We start from the raw sequence: 18,966 nt of genomic DNA, 5'->3' as shown, positions 1-18,966 counted from the left end.
GTTTTGAATTTTGAATTTCTGCCTTCGATCTTCTTCGCCTTACTGGTTGCGATGGCCCCCTTGGGCCGGTCACCGACCATCGCGGTAGAGCAGCCACAAAAAGTAGGGTGCGCCAATTACCGCTGTAATCAAACCACAGGGTAGCTCGATGGGGGCAAAGGCCAGGCGGCCTACCAGATCGGCCAGCTCAACAATGCAGGCTCCGGTCAGGGCCGCCACCGGAATTAGCCCCGCGTGGGAAGGCCCCACCAGCTGCCGCCCCAGGTGTGGGGCCATCAGGCCGACAAACCCAATGGTGCCAGCGGTGGCCACCGACGCCCCAGCCAGCGCCACGCTGCAGAGGAGCAGCAGGCTGCGGGTCCATTCCACTCGGCTGCCCAGCCCCTGGGCCAGGTTATCGCCCAGGTTGAGGGTGTCGAGATCTCTAGCCAGCACCATTGTCAGCGGCAAAAAAATGGCCAGCCAGGGCAGCAGCGGCCACAAATGTTCCCAACTGCGGCCGTAGACGCTGCCGGTCAGCCACACCAGCGCCTGGCTGACCGTGTTAATTTCGCCGAAGGTGATCATCAGATTGCTGAGAGCACCGGTCAGAGCCGTTAGGCCAATGCCTACTAGAATCAACCGAATAGGAGAACTGCCACCATTCCAGGCCAATAGGTAGAGAGCGATCGCCGCCCCTAGCCCGCCCAAAAACGCAGCGATCGGCAGCCACCCCACCGCCACCTGCGGGAACAGAACAATCAGCGCCACCGCCACCAAACTGGCTCCTGAATTAATGCCGATAATTTCTGGAGCCGCTAGCGGGTTGCGGGTAATGCTCTGTAAAATCGTCCCCGCCGTTGCCAATCCCATACCTACTAACAGCGCCACTAGGGCGCGGGGCAGGCGCAACGTATTCACCACAAAGGCATAGTCAGGGTTTGCTGAGAAACCCAAAATCGTCTTCACCACCTCTAGCGGCGGTACCGGATATTCCCCCTGGCTAACGTTGAACACCAGCGACAGCAGGGCAACCAGCAGCAGCGCCACCAACACCACAGGGACACGGCGATCAACCCGAAAAGAGAGCGGGAATCGCCGGGGTCGAAGGGAGAGCCAGGGTTTTGTAGTGGACATGGGGAAGGGGTTTAAGGTAACGGGTTTAAGCTTGCCTAGCTTGCGTAGGGTGGGCAATGCCCACCATCAACCTGCGCCCTACCGCTTGATCTTTGACCTGGCCAAATAAATGAAGAATGGTGCCCCCACCAGCGCTGTCATAATGCCGACCGGCAGCTCCTGGGGGCGAATAACCAGGCGAGCAGCAAGGTCGGCCACCGACAGCAAAATGCCCCCGACAAGTATTGAATAGGGCAAAATCCAGCGGTAGTCGACACCAACGGCAAAGCGCACCACGTGGGGCACCACTAGGCCAACAAAACCAATGGGGCCAGCCAGGGCCACGGCGCTGCCCGCCAGTAGGACTACTGCAATCGCCGCTCCCACCTTCACCCAAGCTGTCTGCAACCCCAACCCCTGGGCTACGTCCTCCCCCAGGCTCATCAGCGTCAGTTGCCGCCCCAGGGCGAGAGAAGCCACTAACCCTATGGCAATGTAGGGCAGCACCGGTAGCACACTAGCCATATCCTGCCCGGCCAGCGACCCGGCTAGCCAGAAGCGAATTTCATCTAGGGTGCGCTGGCTGAGGATGAGAATGCCATAGGTGAGCGAGCTCAGCAGATACCAAATGGCCGATCCAGCGATCACTAGTTTCAGCGGTGTGAGCCCACTGCGGCCCAGGGAACCGAGCCAGTAGACGGTGATAGCTGCGATCGCAGCCCCTGCAAAGGCAAACCCCACATAGCTGCCGCCGCTGCCTCGCAAAAACACCGCCAGCACCATCGCCAGCGCTGCTCCCATATCAATGCCCAAGATGTCAGGGGCTGCCAAAGGATTTCGGGTCAACCCTTGCGTAATTGCCCCCGCTACGGCCAGCGCTGCTCCCACCACTACCGCCAAAATTGCCCTAGGCAGCCGTACCGTGCGAATAATCAAATGCTCCGTCGAGCCATCAAATTGAAAAACGGCCTGCCACACCGTCTGGGGCGCAATTTCCGCTGCCCCCAGCAAAATGCTGCTCAGCAGGCAGCCCAACAAAATGAGGCAGCCTGTCCCTAACCCCAGCGTTAGCAGGGCAGGCGATTTGGAAAGAGGTAGGGGTCGGGATTGCACCGTCTTTGCAACCATATCAATTCATCGGAAAAACGTTGAACCGATCCCTACTCGCCCTGCTCCGTCGCAATTCCCAACGTCGCGCCCTCAATCTCGCGCAGTTCATCCATCACCGCGATCACCCGGCCATGGTTCACAGCCTCATCGGCATTGATCACAATCACCGATTCTTGAGTTGCGCCTATCAAATCGCGCACACCCGATTGCAGATTTTCCAGGGCGATCGCCTCGCGGTTCAGGGCAATATCTCCTGACTCTTCTACCGTCACCGCAATCTGCGTACGCTCCTGCACCTCAGCACTGGCCGCCTTAGGCAAATTCACCGGCAGCGACTCAGAGCGAGTCAAATACAGGCTAGAGATGATAAAAAACGTCAAAATCGCAAAGATGACATCGATCATCGGCACGATATTCAGTTCAAACTCGTCTTCGGGCTCTTCGGGGAAAAACATAGGGTGGATGGGTGGGAGGGTGGATGAGTGGGGAGTGGATGGGTAGGGAGTGGATGGGAGGGAGTGAATGGGTTAGGGGATGGAAAACTCATCTACCCATCCACCCATCCACCCTCCCACCCATCTACCTCACCAGCGTTTCTTCCTTGAGCTGGCTTTTGCGGTCGTAGTGAGTTTCGTAGAGAATTTCGAGCTGCCCGCCGTACTCTTGGATCAGCGCCACCTGGCGTTTATAGAGGCCGCGAAACAGGTTGGCAAACAGCAGCGTGCCGATCGCCACGACTAGGCCGGCAGCGGTAGAAACTAGTGCTTCGCTAATGCCGCCTGTCACCGCCCCGGCATTGGCTCCCACATCCCCCAGTTGCAGGGCATCGAAGGAAGCGATTAAGCCGAGGATGGTGCCGAGCAAGCCGAGCAACGGGGCCACGCTGATGATGGTGGCGAAAATGGTGTTGAACCGCCGCAGGTGAGGCAGTTCGGCCTGCATGGCGCTGGCCAGGGCCAGATGAAACTGCTTGGGGCTGGCCCCTTCAATTTCGAGGGCTTCTAGAAAAATGCGGGCGATGGGCAGGTTCACGTTCTGCCGCAGCTTAGGGTAGACATCCATCGGGGCTTGCCGATAGGTGCGCAGAATGTCTTGCATCACCGGGCGCTGACGTTGATTGAGCCGGACCCAGAAGATCAACCGCTCGATGATGAGCGCGATCGCCACCAACGAAAACCCCAGCAGCGGCCACATGACGATGCCGCCCGCCGCAAAAATACTGCCCATAATCAATTCCTGTCGTAGATTCCCGCTTGCAGCGGCCCGATTTCACCTGCCTGCGAAACCAGATGGCCGCGTAGGCAAACCAGACTATTGCAAATCACTGTCAAATGCATTGAGCCTGATTCCGGTGCCATTGTCAAGATCTTAAAGAGAATAGATCCTGATAGTATGTCTGAGAAGGCCCTGGTCCCAAGGAAGGCTCGATCTTTTTCTTAGCCTAATATCCCTTTTCAATCAAGGGCTTTGAGGTATTAGCAATGTTGAGGTGCTTTTTGCTCAGGGCTTTAGCTCAAGCTTATACCCTCGATCTTGTCGACTGGATTATCACTAGTCCTTGACTTAATCCATACTCTTTCTCAACTATAGTGAGGCGGGTTGTGCGTTGCCGTTACTCAAACATTGTCCATGAGTCTCTCTAACCTCTGCTTCGAACAACACCAGCAAGACCAGGTCAAACTGCGAAAACTGCTGCTATGGGGGCTTTTGGGGTCGGTGGGGGTGCATGCGATCGCCCTGGGCCTCAGCCAGACCAACCTATGGCAAGACGCTGACGAAGCCAACGTCTTGCCCATCGAGCTAATCGTTACCGAGCCCTTGGTCGAAACTCCAGAACCCGAGGTGCTAGACCCCACCCAGCCCGCCGAACTCAGCACTGAGACCAACGCCCCGGCGGCCCCGGCCCCAACGGCTCCGGCTCCATCCCCCAAAGCCGCCGTCGTCACTGCGCCTCGGCCCGTCGCGATCGCCGAACCTCAGATCCCTGAACCGGCAGAGCCCGAACCGACAGAACCTGAACCGGTAGAGCCTGAACCCCAGGCTGAAACCGAAGTGGAATCTGCCCTAGAAGTCCCTGAAGAGGAGGACGTCCCTAAAGACGAGGAAGAGGAAACTCCTGAGGCTGGCTTACCTCCCGAAACCGTTGAACCTGAAGAGACCACTGCCGACGCCGACGCCGAGCCAACAGACCCAGACTTAGCTACTGCATTCGAAAATTCATCCCAGTTCGAGCGTCTGCGCGACTTTCTTCGGAGCCAGCGCGAGGGCGAGGCTACAACCAACGCTCCAGGGGACGGCAACCCCGACTCAGCTGGGCCTGCCGCTTCCGGCTCGACGGATGGAGCCGAAACCACCGCCGCCCGCCCCGGCACTGGCTCTGGTACCGGTACCGGCTCCGCAGAAACCGCTAATCCTTCAGGCGGCGGCAGTGGCCAAGGCCAGGGCTCGCGCACCGTGGCCTGTCAAGACTGCGTGCGTCCCGACTATCCCCAAAGCGCTCTCGATGCCGGTGCCGAAGGCCAACCCATGGTCAGCGTCGATATCAACCCCGACGGCAGCGTTCGCAGTGTGACCCTAACCCGCTCCAGCGGCAACCCGGCGATCGACCAAGCCGCCATTCAGGCCGCCCGCAACTCACGGTTTCAGCCCGTCAACGGCGGTGCCAGCGTTCCCATCGAGTATGACCTGACTATTGAAGGGTCGCGTCGCAACCGCGATGCCCGTCGTCGGGGCGATCGCCAGGCGGTAGAGCTACCGCCCGAGGCTACCCCCACGTCCGAAACCGCAACAACCAAGCCCAGCCCCGAACCGGCGACCACGCCAACTCCGCCCGTTGACGCCGCTGAGCCAGCCGCAGCTCCGACTCCACCATCGGCGTCAGAATCAGAGCCCGCGGAAGCAGAGCCCGTAGAACCAGCGGCCACGCCGTCTCAACCGGTTGATACCAATACTACTGAACCAACATCCCCAACCCCAGCAGCGACTTCAGAACCAGAGCCAGTGGAAGCAGCACCGCCATCGCCCGCTGCACCCGTGAGCCCAACGACAGATCCTCCTGCGGCTCCACCCCCTGAACCCAGCGCACCACCGGCTCCTGTAGCCCCACCCCCTGCGCCCAGCGCACCTGCCCCTGTGGCCCCGCCACCGGCCAATCCTTCTCAGCCAGATACGTCCTCAGCAGAGTAGGCAAAGTCCAAGGTTGAACCTGTACATCGGCTTGGTAGAGTAGGACGGTCAAACTAGGCGCAAGGGCAAGGCAGGCCCAAGAAAAAATGCGAAGCACCACTAGAACGACCTGATGCAGCTTGGGAACCCCTTGCGCGTAAAATAGCGTCCTCTGCGTTGGTCGCCCGTAGAAGTTCTGTCTACACCGAGCCAGCGACAAAACTAAGGCTGCATTACTTGAGCAGGCTTACCTAGCATTCCAAGTGCGATCGCACCCCCAACTCGCTACGGCTGAGCCTTTTGGCGCTAGCATTCACTAAACGACCTGGACATCGGCCTAGCGGCAATAGACATACGCAGCGCAGATGCTTACGATCTGCAGTAGCGACTCTAAAATTCACGCCCAATGCCCCCAACACTGAATGAACCCCTTTCCCTCGAAATTTTTGAACAAATCAAAAGCAAAGCAGGCGCTCCCTTTGACAACACCCATCGAGCTGTGCTGACACTGACTGGAGCGACCTACGTCCAAGGGTTTGTGGTTTTGAATAACGGGCAGTATGAGCCTATCGAACACGCCTGGATTGAATTGGGTGAAGATATTATCGACCCGACGCTACCGCATATAAATAAGGCTCGGCAAGAAATCTACTACTTCCCTGCCCAAAGCCTCAGCATCAAGGCATTAAAAGCCTCTATTGCAGAGGCCCAGGAAGATTACCCAGACGATCCTCCGCTGCCGATTTATGGTGCTCCGCCCTACGAGTATTACGGTGACGTGATGCTAGGGGGAAAAGACTACGTGAATGCTCATCAAGCCGCCGAATTAAAGAGCAGAGAACTCAAGGCAGCTAGAGCGGAACGCAAACAAAAAACCTGACGTTGTCAAAGCATTGTGCCTGTTTGACTCAAGCTAAGAAGTCTTCTAACACTGATCACCCCAGTGTTCAGCCTAAAATCAGTGCAGCGATCGCCCTCTACTCCCTTAGGGTGAGCTACACAAACTAGATAAGGGCCGTGGGCAGCAGAAGTGGCAGAGATCGCAGCAGTCAAGCTTGGCCATTAGTTCCCGCAGGCTTCAGCACCAAAAGACTTAGTGATCGTACGTCTAGCTCCAGCGTGGCGCACCAAATGCCTCCGGCCCGCCAGAGCCGATACTGATAGCCGCCTTCATGGCTGAGGAAGGTAGCTACAAGAATCAGAACAGCACTAGCTGCGATGCACCCTACACCCGCAGAGGCCGAACCGTAGTCAGTGTAATTGGTTGAGCGTCTTTCATTCTGCACCCTAGACAATTGCCCGTAGGATGCCTGGAAACGATGTATTCCTCACCGCACCATAATCTAGGTGAAAAAAAGGCCTCAAGCCGCCGATTGAAGGCACGGCAGGAGAAGCCCTAACCATAGACCTGAGTAGCGATGACTTTGATGCTTACCTGATCGTGACGAGCCCCGTGCTCTGTGCCAGTAGGGCTAAAAAATGGACTAGGTTTGGCCTGTTCTAGCTTGTGCCAGTGGTCTCAAAGCTTGGTTTTGCCGTTCCATCGACAAGTCGCAGCCAAACCTCTCGAATGGCTTGGATACTGCGTGTAATGAGCTTGCAAGCTTAAATTCTCTTCGCTTTATATCCCTTACCCCCGGATTGTTGATTAGAGCAGGCGGTGGTAGCCTCAAAAGTCGTGAAACCCCTCCTGCTGCTCAGATGCTTGATTAAGGCATAGGGGGCAGCTCATTCTGCAAATTAATCGATAGGTGCAGCTGTGGCGTTAAGTCTCAACGTGCCCGCCTGGTCTATGGGGGTGCTCCTACTGGGGCAAATTCTGGCTGGGTGTGCTTCAAATTCAAATGGGCCAAGTGCTTCTGCGCCAGCCTCCAATGCTGCTGCAGAGCAGATAGTCCTGGCGATTGGAGGAGAGAGCGAGGAAGGGTATGACCCCACATTAGGCTGGGGCCGCTACGGTTCACCCCTGTTTCAGAGCACTTTGCTGCAGCGCGATGAAAACCTTGAAATCGTCAACGACTTGGCGACCGATTATGCTGTTAGCGAAGACGGTAGAACCTGGACGGTGACCATTCGCCAGGATGCTCAGTTCTCAGACGGAGAACCGCTAACGGCGGCCGATGTCGCCTACACCTTCAACAAGGCAGCAGAGAGCGGCGGCCTGACCGATGTAACGGTGCTAGAAGAAGCCGTCGTCACCGACGACTACACGGTGGAGCTGCGGCTGAAGCAGCCCCAAAGCACCTTCGTCAACCGCCTGATCACTGTGGGTATTGTGCCGGAGCACGCCCACGGTCCCGACTATGCCCGCAACCCCGTTGGCTCTGGCCCCTATCAACTCGTCCAGTGGGACGAGGGGCAGCAGCTGATTGTCGAGGCCAACCCCAACTATTACGGCGAAGCCCCTGGGATTGGGCGGCTCGTTTTTCTGTTTACCGAAGAAGACGCGGCCTTTGCGGCAGCCCAAGCTGGGCAGGCCCAGGTGGTCAGCGTGCCTCAGTCGCTGGCAGTGCAGAGCATCGAGGGCATGAAGCTCTACGACGTCGCCAGCGTGGACAACCGGGGGCTGATGTTTCCCTTTCCTGATGAGGGAAGTAAGACTACGCCAGACGGTAAGCCCGTAGGCAATGCCGTTACGTCGGACTTGGCGATTCGGCAGGCGGTAAACTACGCCGTGGATCGAGAGGCGCTGGTAGATGGCGTGCTGGAGGGCTACGGATCGCCAGCGTATGGCCCAGTTAGCGGTCTGGCCTGGGAGGAGCCGAGCGCCAATATCGAAGATGCCAACCCCGATCTGGCCCGCCAGATTCTGGCCGAGGGGGGCTGGCGCGACAGCAACGGCGACGAAATCGTTGAGAAGGATGGACTGAAGGCTGAATTTACCCTGCTCTACCCAGCTAGCGACAGCACTCGCCAGGCGCTAGCTCTATCGGTAGCAGAAATGCTCAAGCCCGTAGGCATTCAAGTCAACGTCGAGGGCAAGAGCTGGGATGAGATTACTCCCCTGGCGCACAGCAACGTGGTGCTGTTTGGCTGGGGCAGCCACGACCAGACCGAAATGTACAACCTCTACCACAGCAAAGCGGCCCAGGGCGATTTTTACAACGCGGGCTACTACGCCAACCAGGCCATTGACCAAACGCTAGATCTGGCGATGGGTGCGCCTTCAGAGGCGGAGGCGATCGCATTTTGGCAAGCCGCCCAATGGGACGGCGAGCAGGGCTTTACCGCCAAAGGCGACGCCGCCTGGGCCTGGCTGGTTAACCTTAATCACACCTATTTTGTCCACGAGTGTCTGGACATCGGCCAACCCCAGGTTGAGCCCCACGGCCACGGCTGGCCGATCACTGCCAATATCGCTAGCTGGACGTGGACATGCAACTAAAGCCGATTTTGCTGTTTTTTGGCTACAAGCTGGTGCGGCTGGCGCTGCTGCTGGTCGCCGTAGCGGTGCTGACCTTTGGGTTGATGAGCCTGTCGCCCATCGATCCGGTGCGAGCCTATGTGGGGGCCGACATGCTGCAAATCAGTGCGGCCCAACGAGAGCTAATTGCCCAGCGCTGGGGCCTAGATCAGCCGATGATCGTCCGTTTTTGGGACTGGTTTGGGCAGATCATCCAGGGCAACTGGGGCACCTCGATGGTGTTTAACCAGCCCGTTTCGCAGGTGATCGGCCAGCGTTTTCAGGTGTCGCTGCAGCTGCTTGCGATCGCATGGCTCGTGTCTGGTCTGCTGGGGCTAGTGCTCGGCGTGCTGGCCGGAGCTTTTGAGGGCACCTGGATTGACCGAAGCATTCGCCTCTATGCCTACACCTTGGCGTCGTCGCCGACGTTTTGGGTGGCGCTGCTGCTGCTAATTTTCTTTTCGGTGTCGCTGCGGCTCACCCCGATTTGCTGTGCAGCTCCGCCCGGTGTGCTGGCCCAAAACGTTACCTTCTGGCAGCATCTGCACCACCTGTTACTGCCTGCTCTGACGTTGAGCATCATTGGCATTGCCAGCATTGCCCTGCACACTCGCCAGAAGCTAATCGACGTGCTGCACAGCGACTATGTGTTGTTTGCCCGCGCTCAGGGCGAGAGCCTCTGGGGGATTTTGCAGCACCACGGACTGAGGAACATCCTGCTGCCCGCATTAACGCTGCAATTTGCTTCCCTCAGTGAGCTGTTTGGCGGCTCGGTGCTGGTGGAGCAGGTGTTTGCCTATCCAGGGCTGGGGCAGGCGACCGTGCAGGCCGCGTTGCGTAGCGATGTGCCGCTGCTGGTGGGCATCGTTTTCTTCAGCGCCCTGTTTGTTTACGCCGGCAATACCCTGGCCGATCTGTCCTACCAGGTAATTGACCCACGTATCCGCATTGGCGGCAGGGGGGCAGCATGACCACCCTCGCACCTCCTCAGATTCGCGCTCCCAAACACCAGAGCAATCGGCGGCAGCAGACCCTTTGGACCATTGGGCTGTGTGCCTTCTTTTTGGCGGCCATCATCCTCAGCACCTGGGTGATTGGCGATGCCGGCCTTAGCCCAGTACTGCCCCAGCGCAACCTTCCCCCCTCCCTGGCCCATCCCTTTGGCACCGACTGGCTGGGGCGAGACATGCTGACGCGATCGCTCCACGGCATGTCCCTCAGCCTGCGGGTGGGTCTGCTGGCCGCTACCGTCAGCGCGCTGATTGCTGCCCTGCTGGGATTGGCCGCTGGCACCCTAGGCGGCTGGGTCGATGCCGTTATCTGCTGGGTTATTGACGTGTGCTTTAGCCTGCCCCACCTGGTGCTGCTAATTTTGGTTGCCTTTGCCGTCGGGGGCGGCACCCGGGGAGTGATCATTGCCGTGGCCCTAACCCACTGGCCGAGCCTGGCCCGCGTGGTGCGGGCAGAGGTGCTGCAAGTCAACAGCTCCGACTACGTGCAACTCTCCCACCGGCTAGGCCGATCCCCCGCCTGGATTGCTCGCCACCACATGGTGCCCCACGTAATTCCCCAGCTGCTGGTGGGGCTAATTCTGCTGTTTCCCCACGCCATTTTGCATGAGGCCGCTCTGTCATTCATCGGCATAGGGATCTCGCCTCACCTGCCTGCCATCGGCATTATTTTGGCCGAGTCGATGCGGCACCTGTCCACCGGTTACTGGTGGCTGGGGGTGATGCCCGGTCTGCTGCTGCTGCTGTCGGTCAAAGCCTTTGACTGGCTGGGCGAAAATCTGCGTGCTTTGCTCGATCCGCGTACGAGTCAGGGGTAGCCATGCTGTCAGTCTCCAATCTCAGCATCACTTTTAGTCAATACGAGAAAGGGCTGCGCCGCAGGCAGCTCACAGTCATCACTGACCTGGATCTGGAGGTCAAAGCCGGTGAGGTGGTAGCGGTAGTGGGCGCTAGCGGGTCGGGTAAGAGCTTACTGGCCCATGCTGTTTTGGGCATTTTGCCGGAGAATGCGACCGTCGGCGGCACTGTGCTATTTCAGGGCCAGCCGCTAACGCCAGAGCGGTGCCAGCAGCTGCGCGGTAAGGCCATTGCGCTCATCCCTCAGTCTGTGGGTTATCTGGACCCGCTGATGCGGGTGGGTCAGCAGGTGCAGCGGGTAGCCCAGCTCAACGGGCTGTCGAAAGGCGCGGCGCGAACGGCGGTGAAGCGCACCTTTCAGCGGTATGACCTGCCGCCCCAGACAGACCGCCGCTACCCATTTCAGGTGTCGGGGGGCATGGCGCGGCGGGTGCTGGTGTCTACGGCGGTGGTCAGCCAGGCCGATCTGGTGATTGCTGACGAACCCACTCCTGGTTTGCACCCCGATGTGGTGGTCGAAACGCTGAACCACCTGCGGGAGCTGGCCCAGGAAGGGCGCGGCGTGATTTTGATTACCCACGATATTGAAGCGGCGCTGCTGGTGGCCGATCGGGTGGCCGTGTTCTATGCCGGAACGACGGCAGAAATCGCATCGGCTCAGGACTTTGCGGCTGGGAACTTGCGCCATCCCTACACCCAGGCACTCTGGCGATCGCTGCCCCAAAACGACTTCACGCCAGTGCCAGGTAACCAACCCAACCCAGAGGCGCTGCCCGTGGGATGTTTGTTTAGCGATCGCTGCCCCTGGATGACAGAGGCATGTCTGCCCGAGCGACCGGCGCTGCGGGCAGTGCGAGGTGGTTTAGTGAGGTGTATTCATGCTGACCGGTGAAGGACTTTGGTTTCGCTACGTTCCCCAGCTGCCTTGGGTGGTGCAGGATCAGACAATTGCTGTAGCACCGGGCGAGGTGGTTGGGCTGATGGCTCCTTCGGGCTTTGGCAAAACCACCCTGGCCAAACTACTGGCAGGCTATTTAATTCCTACCAAAGGACAGGTAAGCGTGGACGGTCAGCCTCTGCCTAGGCGGCGCTACTGCCCAGTGCAGCTTGTCTTTCAAAATCCGGAGCTGTCAGTCAACCCGCGCTGGCGCATCGACCAAATTTTGCGCGAGGGACATCCTCCCCAGATGCACCAGCTCGATGCCCTGGGCATTCACGCGGGCTGGCTCACTCGCTACCCCCACGAGCTGAGCGGTGGTGAGCTGCAACGAATTGCGATCGCACGCACCCTCAATTCCCAGACCCGCTATCTGATTGCCGACGAAATGACGGCCATGCTCGATGCCAACACCCAGGCGCTGATCTGGCAGGCCGTTTTAGACTACACCCGCGCCCACCAGATCGGGGTTTTGGTGGTCAGCCACGATTGGCCGTTGGTGAGGCGGCTGTGCGATCGCATCCTCGATTTAGCTACCATGCATCACTCCACCCTAGTTTCTCAATAGCCGCAGCCCGCTCAGCGTCACTATCACCGTCGAGCCTTCGTGCCCCAACACTCCTAGGGGCAGCGTCAGGTTGCCCGCAAAATTTGAAATCAGCAGAATCACCACAAACCCGAGGGCAAACACAATGTTTTGCTTGACCACGCTTTGAGCGCGGCGGCCTAACCGAATCGCGTGCTCTAGCTGCTCTAAGCGATCGGCCATCAGCACAACGTCTGCGGTTTCTAGGGCCACGTCGCTGCCCGCCACTCCCATGGCAATGCCCACCGATGCCTGGGCCAAGGCGGGGGCATCGTTGATACCGTCCCCCACCATTGCCACTGTCTGATACTGCTTTTGCAAGCGCTGAATCACATCCACCTTGTCTTCGGGCAGCAGCTCGGCATGCACCTGATCTACCCCGATCTGCTGAGCAATGCTCTGCGCTGTGCGGGCATTGTCCCCCGTCAGCATGACAATCTGCTCAACTCCCAGTCGCTTGAGTTGGGCAATGGCCCGCGCTGCGGTTGGGCGCACCGTATCAGCAACGGCGATGATGCCCAACACCTGATCTCCATAGGCGACCCACACCACCGTTTTGCCCTCGGCCTCCCACTGCTGGCTTTGCTGGATCAGGGTTGGGGAAGCGCGCTGGGCCTGGGATTGAACAAACGCCGCTTTGCCCACCACCGCTGCTTGACAATTGATCTCTCCAGTAATGCCCTGCCCGACCTGGGCCTGACCGTTGACCGCCTCCGTCCAGGTAAGATTTTGCTGACGGGCAGCCCGCACAATCGCTTCACCAATGGGATGCTCAGAAAGGCTCTCCAGGGCCGCCGCGACTTCAAGTAATGGCTGCGTAGACTGCTCAACTGCCAGCATCCCGGCCACTTCTACCCTGCCCGTTGTCAGCGTTCCGGTTTTGTCAAATGCGATCGCGCGCACTCGCCCCATGCGCTCTAGCTGTGCTCCATTCTTAAATAAAATCCCCCGCCGCGCACCGTTGGCAATGCCCGAGAGCAGCGCTGGCATAATCGACGCCATCAGCGCACAGGGCGACGCCACCACTAAAAAAATCAAGGCCCGGTAAATGGTTTGCTCCCAGCTCCAGCCCAGCAGAAAGGGCGGTAGCACGGCCAGCAAAATTCCCGCAATGACAATGACCTTGGCATAACCTCGTTCAAACCGTTCAATAAACTGCTGCGAAGGCGGTGCTTCGGTTTGGGCCTGCTGCACCAGGTGAATGACCCGCTGGATCAGGCTGCTTTCGGGCGGCTGGTGAATCTTGAGTCGCAAGGCTCCACTGCCGTTAATGGTGCCCGCAAAAACCTCATCGCCGATGGCCTTCTCCACCGGAATCGATTCCCCAGTAATCGGTGCCTGGTTCAAGGTGCTGACGCCTTCGATTACCAAGCCATCCGTTGGCACCAACTCTCCCGGCTTGACCAGCACCTGATCGCCAACGACGAGCGCTGCAATTGGCACAGTTTCAGCGCGCCCCCCTCGGATCACCCACGCCGTATCGGTGGTCAAGCTCATCAGCCCGCGAATGCTGCGCTCCGTTCGCTGCATCGCGTACCCTTCAAGCGCCCCGCTGATGGCGAAGATCAAGATCAGCACAGCCCCATCCACGATCATGAAATACTCTCGCCGCCACAGCCCCAGGCTGGCCGCGCCTAGGGCCGCCACGATCATCAGCAGATCTACGTCTAGCTCCTTCTCCTTAAACAGGGTTGTCAAACCCTCCCGCGCACTCTCAAACCCGCCGATCACGTAGGCTGCCGTCAGAATCAAAATGGCCGCCCCAACCCAGCCGAGATTGAGTGATTGCCAGCCTAGGAGAACTAGAACCGCGCAGGTCAAGGCTGCGATCGCATCCGGGTGATCCTTAACCAGGCTAGAAAACCGAGGCGCAGACAGGCTCGCAGAAACCATACCGAAACCGTGAAGTAGATACGCCCTCACCCTAAACATTGACATTAGTGTCAATGTCAATGTTTTGAGTAAGCTAGAGGCATGACGGCTCCATATCTGACCATCAAAGAACTTACCGATGCCGTTGGCGGCGGCGTCACCCCCCGCATGGTGCGGCACTACCACAAGCTGGGGCTGCTCCCGCCTGTGCAGCGCTCTGAGGGCAACTACCGCCTCTATACTCAGCAAGACATGCAGCGGCTACAGCGCGTGATCGCTTTGAAACAGCAGGGGTTTCAGCTCTCCCACATTCGCCAGCTACTAAACAGCCAGTCCGAAGAACTCACCAATCCCACGCTGATAGCCCAGCTGCAGCAGCAGTATCGCTCCGTAATTCAGCAAATTACCCGGCTGCGGCAGACGGCAACGGCGCTAGAGGGGCTGCTGGGGCGCGACCACGATTGCCAGAGTACCCAGGCCGAGGTGCTGGCCCAGATCAAGCAGCTAGATGTGAATGCCCAGGAGGAGCTAGGCAAACTCGACCAGCTCTGGTCAAACTTGGATGCTTCCACAACAGCGCACCCAGAAGCATTCCAAGAATCTCTGCAGCGGCTGCTTCCCGACCTGTCCCACTACTCCGAAGTCACCGTGCATCTGCTGCATCAGCTGGTGCTAGCCTGCGGTGATGTCAGCCTGATTAATTTTGTGCACTTGAGCCCCGGTGCCGTTGCATCTGCCCGCGAAGCGCTGAAGGCGGGATGCTTCATCATGACAGATCTGCCAGCCGTCGCCGCCACCCTCGATCGCACTCGGTTAGCTCATCTCGGATGTCCGCTTGAAAGCCTGATTGAGGACCCTCACATTACGGGAGTCAGTGAAGCAGAGCAAGCGTTTTATGATCATCGTATTTGGCGGGAACGGTTGCAGCAAACTCCCAGGGGGGCTGTGCTGGTCATCGGTTACGCCCCCTCAGTGCTACTTGCGGCTTGCCAGCTTATCGAGCAGCAGCAAATCGAGCCCGCCCTTGTCATTGGCATGCCGATTGGGTTTAGCCATGCTCCAGCGGCAAAGCGGCGACTGGCGGCAACAAAAGTTGCCCACATCACGGTTCGAGGCAGCTTCGGTGGTGGGCTTTTAGCATCAGTGACGTTGAATTCTCTAGTAGAAACCCTCATCGAGAAGCCAGATTGTCACTGCTACCTCACCCGCTCTTAGCCTCAGTCCTTATGCCAGCTAACCGGAATCCTCGGCTGCAATTAGGCAATTAAAAGATGTGCCAGTTTCCCAAAATCCGCATTTCCTCGTTCCTGCCAAAGCTTGAAGTATTGATTCCATGTTGGCTAGTTGTATGCTCGCGCAATTAGCCGATCTGGCTTGCCACACACCTGTACCCACAGGAAGCCCCGACGTAGCTAATTGGAAATTGTCCAGCACCATATCGGACAACTTTTGGAACTTTCACGAAAGACTTGCCAAGAGAGATTGTGATGCTGCTCTGTGGCGCTGGGCAGCTAGATTCGGCCACTATGCGGCCTGATCTTGGGCATACCGCACCTATTGATAGGTTGGCTCGAATCAACAGGGCATCAAAAGGTACTATTCCCCTAGAAGGTAGTGGCTAATTGTCTCAGCAGTAGGGAACATAGGGCATGGAATAGGTTCTAAGGCTCTATGGGCGCTCTTACCGGCAAATCCCTACAACAGGGGAAATATGTTGTTGAACAGGAACTAGGCCGCGGTGGCTTTGGCATCACCTACAAAGCCAAAAATACCGTACTGGCGCAAGCTGTGGTGCTGAAGACGATCAATGATGCTTTGCGCCAAGAGCCCCAGTTTGAAGAGCATCAGAGGCATTTCCAGGATGAAGCTAGGCGGCTAGCCCGGTGCTTCCATCCCAACATCGTGCGGGTGACTGACTTCTTTGTAGAAGACGGTTTGCCTCACATTGCAATGGACTATGTTCCTGGTCAGACCTTAGACAAGCTGGTTCAGTCAGGCCGACCGCTTCCTGAGACTACGGCTCTCTACTACATCCGCCAAGTCAGTGAAGCGGTTGAGGCGATTCACCAGGCAGGGCTACTCCATCGAGACATCAAACCTCAAAACCTGATTCTCCGACCTGACAGCCAACAGGTTATGCTAATCGACTTTGGCATTGCCCGGGAGTTCACCCCAGGGGTTACTCAAACCCATACTCACCTCGTCTCTGAAGGGTACGCCCCCATAGAGCAGTATCTTCCGCAGGCTCGGCGTTCCCCAGCAACCGATGTCTATGGTCTAGCCGCCACACTCTACACCCTCTTAACCGGCCAGGTTCCCACTACCGCGCTCTTGCGATCTAGAGCTCCTCTTCAGTCTCCCCACGAGCTTCAGCCTTCAGTCAGCCCTGATGTCAGTGCTGCCGTTATGCAGGGCATGGCCGTGGAGCCTGATGAGCGACCTCAGCACATAAGCGACTGGTTAGCCTTATTGCCACTCGCTTCCCATAGCGCTCAAGCCTCGTCTGCACCCTCTAGCCAGCGTCCGACCGTTGTGGTGGCTCCGCAGTACCGTCCTACCACACCAGCCACCCCTAGACATGCGACTGTTCCTGTAGAGCAATGGGTCAGCAGCCCTGGGGTGCAGGAAGTAAGCCCGCTTTCGCAGCCATCACGGAGGAGAGTTAGTAGCGCTTGGTGGTTACCCGCAGCCGTTGCTCTGAGCGTATTTCTCCCACTCCTACTGGGCTACAGCTGGTGGCGCAGCCAAACTACCGCTACCCCATCACCATCACCATCGCCCGAGACTGTTACAACCCCCTCTACTGTTATTGAACCAACCCTTACAGAAGAGCCCAGCCCTCAGCCTACCAATGAAGCTCAGGAGGAGGCTTTACCAACCCCAGCTGCACCTGAGGTGGTGACTCCACCAGCAGAACCTCCTCCTGCAGAGGCTCCACCAGCAGAACCTCCTCTTGCAGAGACGCCAGTAGTGCCTGATCAAGCCATCGAAGTACCCCAAGATCAAGTCCAAACCGGCACTGAGAACAGTGAGGAGGCGCGTCGAGCGCAGGAGCAAGCTCGAGAGGAGGCACGCCGACAAGAGGAATTGGCCAGGGAGGAAGTGCGCCGGCAGGAAGAGCAAGCCCGAGAAGAAGAAAAACGAAACGAAGAGCGAGAAAGAGGTGAACGAGAGTAAGAAGCAATAAATTAAGAGAATAAGAGCCATAAAAACGCTTATTCTTTCTTAAAAAAGCTTTATGACGATTTTCTGAAACCGTACACTCCAGCAGTAGAACTGATCTAGTTCAATTCTGATAGGTGTTGGGGATGAGTAATCGGCTCTTTGGACTCAAGGTCTCGACCTTGGGTTTCTCTTCATTAGGTGCATTGCTTCTACTCTGTGCTGGGTTTCTGTTGGCCGCGCCTAGTCAGGCTCAATCTGCTCAAGACTTGCCCGCTTCAGCGCAGAGCCAGCTCAAGGACGATGATGACAACGGCGACGATGACAATGATGATGACGGCGAGAGCAGAGGCGGCACATCAACGACCACCACAACGACAACGACGGTTACTCAAACTACCTTTACTGATGTTTCAACAAGCTACTGGGCTAAGGATTTTGTCTACCGCCTCAGCAGCCTGAACGTAGTACGAGGATTTCCTAATGGACAGTTCCTCCCCAGCAGTGCTCTGACCCAGGCTCAATTTGCAGCTATTGTCTCTCAGGCGTTTCAGCAGCCCACCATTCGTGAGGCGACAACCATCGGTAGCCTATCGCGTAGCTATTGGGCCTACCAATCCATCCAGAAAGCCTACTCGATGGGCTTCGTCAACCTCTCCAAGGAGACATTTAACCCCAATCAGACACTGACCCGCTTGGAGCTATTGGTCCAGCTAGCGCAAGGGTTAGGTATCACTCAAGTTTCATCCGGCCAGTCTGTAGATCAACTGCTGAGCGTCTTTACCGATGCCAATACGATTCCTAGCGAGTACCGAGTCATTGTCGCGGCGCTGGTGGAGCGAGGCATTTTAGTGAACTACCCTCAGCTGCGCACCCTCAACCTCACTCAAACGGTGACTCGGGCTGAGGCCTGCGGGTTTATTTATCAGGCGCTGGCGTACCTAGGCCGGGTTGAGGAAGTCCAGTCTGCTTACATTGTTAACACCGCTAATCTGACAAACGTTTCAAATACAAGCACCACGACCACAACGGGTACGACCACAACTACGGGTGCGACTGGAACTGAGTCGGTTTCAAGTGGGGATGTGGTCACGCTCTCTAACGGCTATCGCATTACGTTGCTAGAGGTTAGCTACACATCAACAACGTCCACCTGGCGCTACTACATGGAGGAGTTGCCTCAGGCTCAGGACTTGAGTAACTGGGTGCTAGGTTTGCCTAGCTGCGCTCGGGTTGTGAATGCGACTCCCAACGGGGAATTGGTGAATCCGGATCCCAATGCTCAGATCAGCGGCATCAAGTGGCAGCCGGGGGGCGGATTCACGGTGGGTGAGTTTTCAGTGACGCTTGAGGGTCGCTTTGCTGTCAGTCAAGTCAGTGTTGCTGCTAAAGGCCCAGACGTCGTTGTTGGAACCCTGAGCGGGCCTTCCTGCAATCTACGCTCCTAGCCAGCCTCAAACTATAACCGTGTTCTGAAGACGGGCACCAACTTCAAGTCAAACGTACCCTGAATTCAATTGGCCCCACCCGCTACTTTAGGGGGCGGGGCCTTTTTTGCGCTAACTACTACAGAACATTCTTGAATAGTTGCCTGCGCGCGCAATAAGCCAATCTGGATTACCTCACACTTATACCCACAGGAGGCCCTTATACCAATTACTTATAAAGCTGCGCTAAACAGGGCTTCTAGGATGAAGTTGTAGGAGGTCAAGGAGATGATGTACTCTGGCGTCAGGGTGTCGAGGGCCGCCGCAACACGTTCGCGCAA

Annotated in this window: 15 protein-coding genes; 10 read left to right on the top strand and 5 right to left on the bottom strand. The window is 57.6% G+C overall.

What is annotated here, in order from left to right:
* Window positions 1–69 precede the first annotated feature (69 nt).
* The 4 genes from H6F57_RS16370 to H6F57_RS16355 form a co-directional block, all read right to left on the bottom strand.
* Entirely contained in the window at window positions 70–1,116 is a 1,047-nt protein-coding gene (locus tag H6F57_RS16370) for an iron ABC transporter permease (protein WP_190629994.1), read from the bottom strand.
* A gap of 78 nt (window positions 1,117–1,194) precedes the next feature.
* The gene (locus H6F57_RS16365; protein WP_190629993.1) at window positions 1,195–2,223 is read right to left on the bottom strand and encodes an iron ABC transporter permease; all 1,029 of its coding nucleotides are present in this window, start codon (window positions 2,221–2,223) and stop codon (window positions 1,195–1,197) included.
* Window positions 2,224–2,255: 32 nt separating this feature from the next.
* The gene (locus H6F57_RS16360) at window positions 2,256–2,660 is read right to left on the bottom strand and encodes a biopolymer transporter ExbD (protein WP_190629991.1); all 405 of its coding nucleotides are present in this window, start codon (window positions 2,658–2,660) and stop codon (window positions 2,256–2,258) included.
* Window positions 2,661–2,784: 124 nt separating this feature from the next.
* Entirely contained in the window at window positions 2,785–3,432 is a 648-nt protein-coding gene (locus H6F57_RS16355; protein WP_190629989.1) for a MotA/TolQ/ExbB proton channel family protein, read from the bottom strand.
* Window positions 3,433–3,834: 402 nt separating this feature from the next.
* Here H6F57_RS16355 and H6F57_RS16350 point away from each other — a divergent pair, with 402 nt between their 5' ends.
* The 7 genes from H6F57_RS16350 to H6F57_RS16320 all read left to right on the top strand — a co-directional run bounded on the left by H6F57_RS16350 (window position 3,835) and on the right by H6F57_RS16320 (window position 12,146).
* The gene (locus H6F57_RS16350) at window positions 3,835–5,391 is read left to right on the top strand and encodes an energy transducer TonB (protein ID WP_190629987.1); all 1,557 of its coding nucleotides are present in this window, start codon (window positions 3,835–3,837) and stop codon (window positions 5,389–5,391) included.
* A gap of 385 nt (window positions 5,392–5,776) precedes the next feature.
* Window positions 5,777–6,250 carry a hypothetical protein gene (locus tag H6F57_RS16345; RefSeq protein WP_190629985.1) on the top strand — a complete coding sequence of 158 codons (474 nt, stop codon included), beginning with the start codon at window positions 5,777–5,779 and terminating at the stop codon, window positions 6,248–6,250.
* An 879-nt stretch (window positions 6,251–7,129) separates the two neighbouring features.
* A complete protein-coding gene (locus tag H6F57_RS16340) occupies window positions 7,130–8,755 on the top strand; it encodes an ABC transporter substrate-binding protein (RefSeq protein ID WP_347279973.1) in 1,626 nt (541 codons plus the stop codon).
* Window positions 8,746–9,744, top strand: coding sequence for an ABC transporter permease (locus tag H6F57_RS16335; protein WP_190629983.1), 999 nt, complete (start codon window positions 8,746–8,748; stop codon window positions 9,742–9,744). Before H6F57_RS16340 ends, H6F57_RS16335 begins: the two co-directional genes overlap by 10 nt.
* On the top strand, window positions 9,741–10,601 hold the full coding sequence (locus H6F57_RS16330; RefSeq protein WP_190629981.1) for an ABC transporter permease: 861 nt from the start codon (window positions 9,741–9,743) through the stop codon (window positions 10,599–10,601). Before H6F57_RS16335 ends, H6F57_RS16330 begins: the two co-directional genes overlap by 4 nt.
* A 2-nt stretch (window positions 10,602–10,603) precedes the next feature.
* Window positions 10,604–11,533 carry an ABC transporter ATP-binding protein gene (locus tag H6F57_RS16325; protein ID WP_190629980.1) on the top strand — a complete coding sequence of 310 codons (930 nt, stop codon included), beginning with the start codon at window positions 10,604–10,606 and terminating at the stop codon, window positions 11,531–11,533.
* Entirely contained in the window at window positions 11,520–12,146 is a 627-nt protein-coding gene (locus H6F57_RS16320; RefSeq protein WP_190629978.1) for an ATP-binding cassette domain-containing protein, read from the top strand. The genes H6F57_RS16325 and H6F57_RS16320 overlap by 14 nt, the downstream gene beginning before the upstream one ends.
* On the opposite strand, the gene H6F57_RS16315 is transcribed toward H6F57_RS16320, so the two are convergent.
* Window positions 12,132–14,057, bottom strand: coding sequence for a heavy metal translocating P-type ATPase (locus tag H6F57_RS16315; RefSeq protein WP_190629976.1), 1,926 nt, complete (start codon window positions 14,055–14,057; stop codon window positions 12,132–12,134). The genes H6F57_RS16320 and H6F57_RS16315 overlap by 15 nt on opposite strands.
* Window positions 14,058–14,138: 81 nt before the next feature.
* Here H6F57_RS16315 and H6F57_RS16310 point away from each other — a divergent pair, with 81 nt between their 5' ends.
* From H6F57_RS16310 to H6F57_RS16300, 3 genes are all read left to right on the top strand, one after another.
* The gene (locus tag H6F57_RS16310) at window positions 14,139–15,251 is read left to right on the top strand and encodes a precorrin-8X methylmutase (RefSeq protein WP_190629974.1); all 1,113 of its coding nucleotides are present in this window, start codon (window positions 14,139–14,141) and stop codon (window positions 15,249–15,251) included.
* A 456-nt stretch (window positions 15,252–15,707) separates the two neighbouring features.
* The gene (locus H6F57_RS16305) at window positions 15,708–17,213 is read left to right on the top strand and encodes a serine/threonine-protein kinase (RefSeq protein WP_190629973.1); all 1,506 of its coding nucleotides are present in this window, start codon (window positions 15,708–15,710) and stop codon (window positions 17,211–17,213) included.
* 218 nt (window positions 17,214–17,431) lie between these two features.
* Window positions 17,432–18,646 carry an S-layer homology domain-containing protein gene (locus tag H6F57_RS16300; RefSeq protein WP_190629971.1) on the top strand — a complete coding sequence of 405 codons (1,215 nt, stop codon included), beginning with the start codon at window positions 17,432–17,434 and terminating at the stop codon, window positions 18,644–18,646.
* The last annotated feature ends 320 nt before the right edge of the window (window positions 18,647–18,966 follow it).

The sequence above is a fragment of the Leptolyngbya sp. FACHB-60 genome (assembly GCF_014695775.1).
Lineage (GTDB): Bacteria > Cyanobacteriota > Cyanobacteriia > Phormidesmidales > Phormidesmidaceae > Nodosilinea.
Note: the sequence above shows the minus strand (reverse complement) of the source record. Positions and strands in the feature narration are given on the sequence as shown.

What these genes read in the sequence shown, in the direction of transcription:
- H6F57_RS16370 (WP_190629994.1), bottom strand. Translation starts at nt 1,116, where the DNA reads ATGTCCACTACAAAACCCTGGCTCTCCCTTCGACCCCGGCGATTCCCG.
- H6F57_RS16365 (WP_190629993.1), bottom strand. Translation starts at nt 2,223, where the DNA reads ATGGTTGCAAAGACGGTGCAATCCCGACCCCTACCTCTTTCCAAATCG.
- H6F57_RS16360 (WP_190629991.1), bottom strand. Translation starts at nt 2,660, where the DNA reads ATGTTTTTCCCCGAAGAGCCCGAAGACGAGTTTGAACTGAATATCGTG.
- H6F57_RS16355 (WP_190629989.1), bottom strand. Translation starts at nt 3,432, where the DNA reads ATGGGCAGTATTTTTGCGGCGGGCGGCATCGTCATGTGGCCGCTGCTG.
- H6F57_RS16350 (WP_190629987.1), top strand. Translation starts at nt 3,835, where the DNA reads ATGAGTCTCTCTAACCTCTGCTTCGAACAACACCAGCAAGACCAGGTC.
- H6F57_RS16345 (WP_190629985.1), top strand. Translation starts at nt 5,777, where the DNA reads ATGCCCCCAACACTGAATGAACCCCTTTCCCTCGAAATTTTTGAACAA.
- H6F57_RS16335 (WP_190629983.1), top strand. Translation starts at nt 8,746, where the DNA reads ATGCAACTAAAGCCGATTTTGCTGTTTTTTGGCTACAAGCTGGTGCGG.
- H6F57_RS16330 (WP_190629981.1), top strand. Translation starts at nt 9,741, where the DNA reads ATGACCACCCTCGCACCTCCTCAGATTCGCGCTCCCAAACACCAGAGC.
- H6F57_RS16325 (WP_190629980.1), top strand. Translation starts at nt 10,604, where the DNA reads ATGCTGTCAGTCTCCAATCTCAGCATCACTTTTAGTCAATACGAGAAA.
- H6F57_RS16320 (WP_190629978.1), top strand. Translation starts at nt 11,520, where the DNA reads ATGCTGACCGGTGAAGGACTTTGGTTTCGCTACGTTCCCCAGCTGCCT.
- H6F57_RS16315 (WP_190629976.1), bottom strand. Translation starts at nt 14,057, where the DNA reads ATGGTTTCTGCGAGCCTGTCTGCGCCTCGGTTTTCTAGCCTGGTTAAG.
- H6F57_RS16310 (WP_190629974.1), top strand. Translation starts at nt 14,139, where the DNA reads ATGACGGCTCCATATCTGACCATCAAAGAACTTACCGATGCCGTTGGC.
- H6F57_RS16305 (WP_190629973.1), top strand. Translation starts at nt 15,708, where the DNA reads ATGGGCGCTCTTACCGGCAAATCCCTACAACAGGGGAAATATGTTGTT.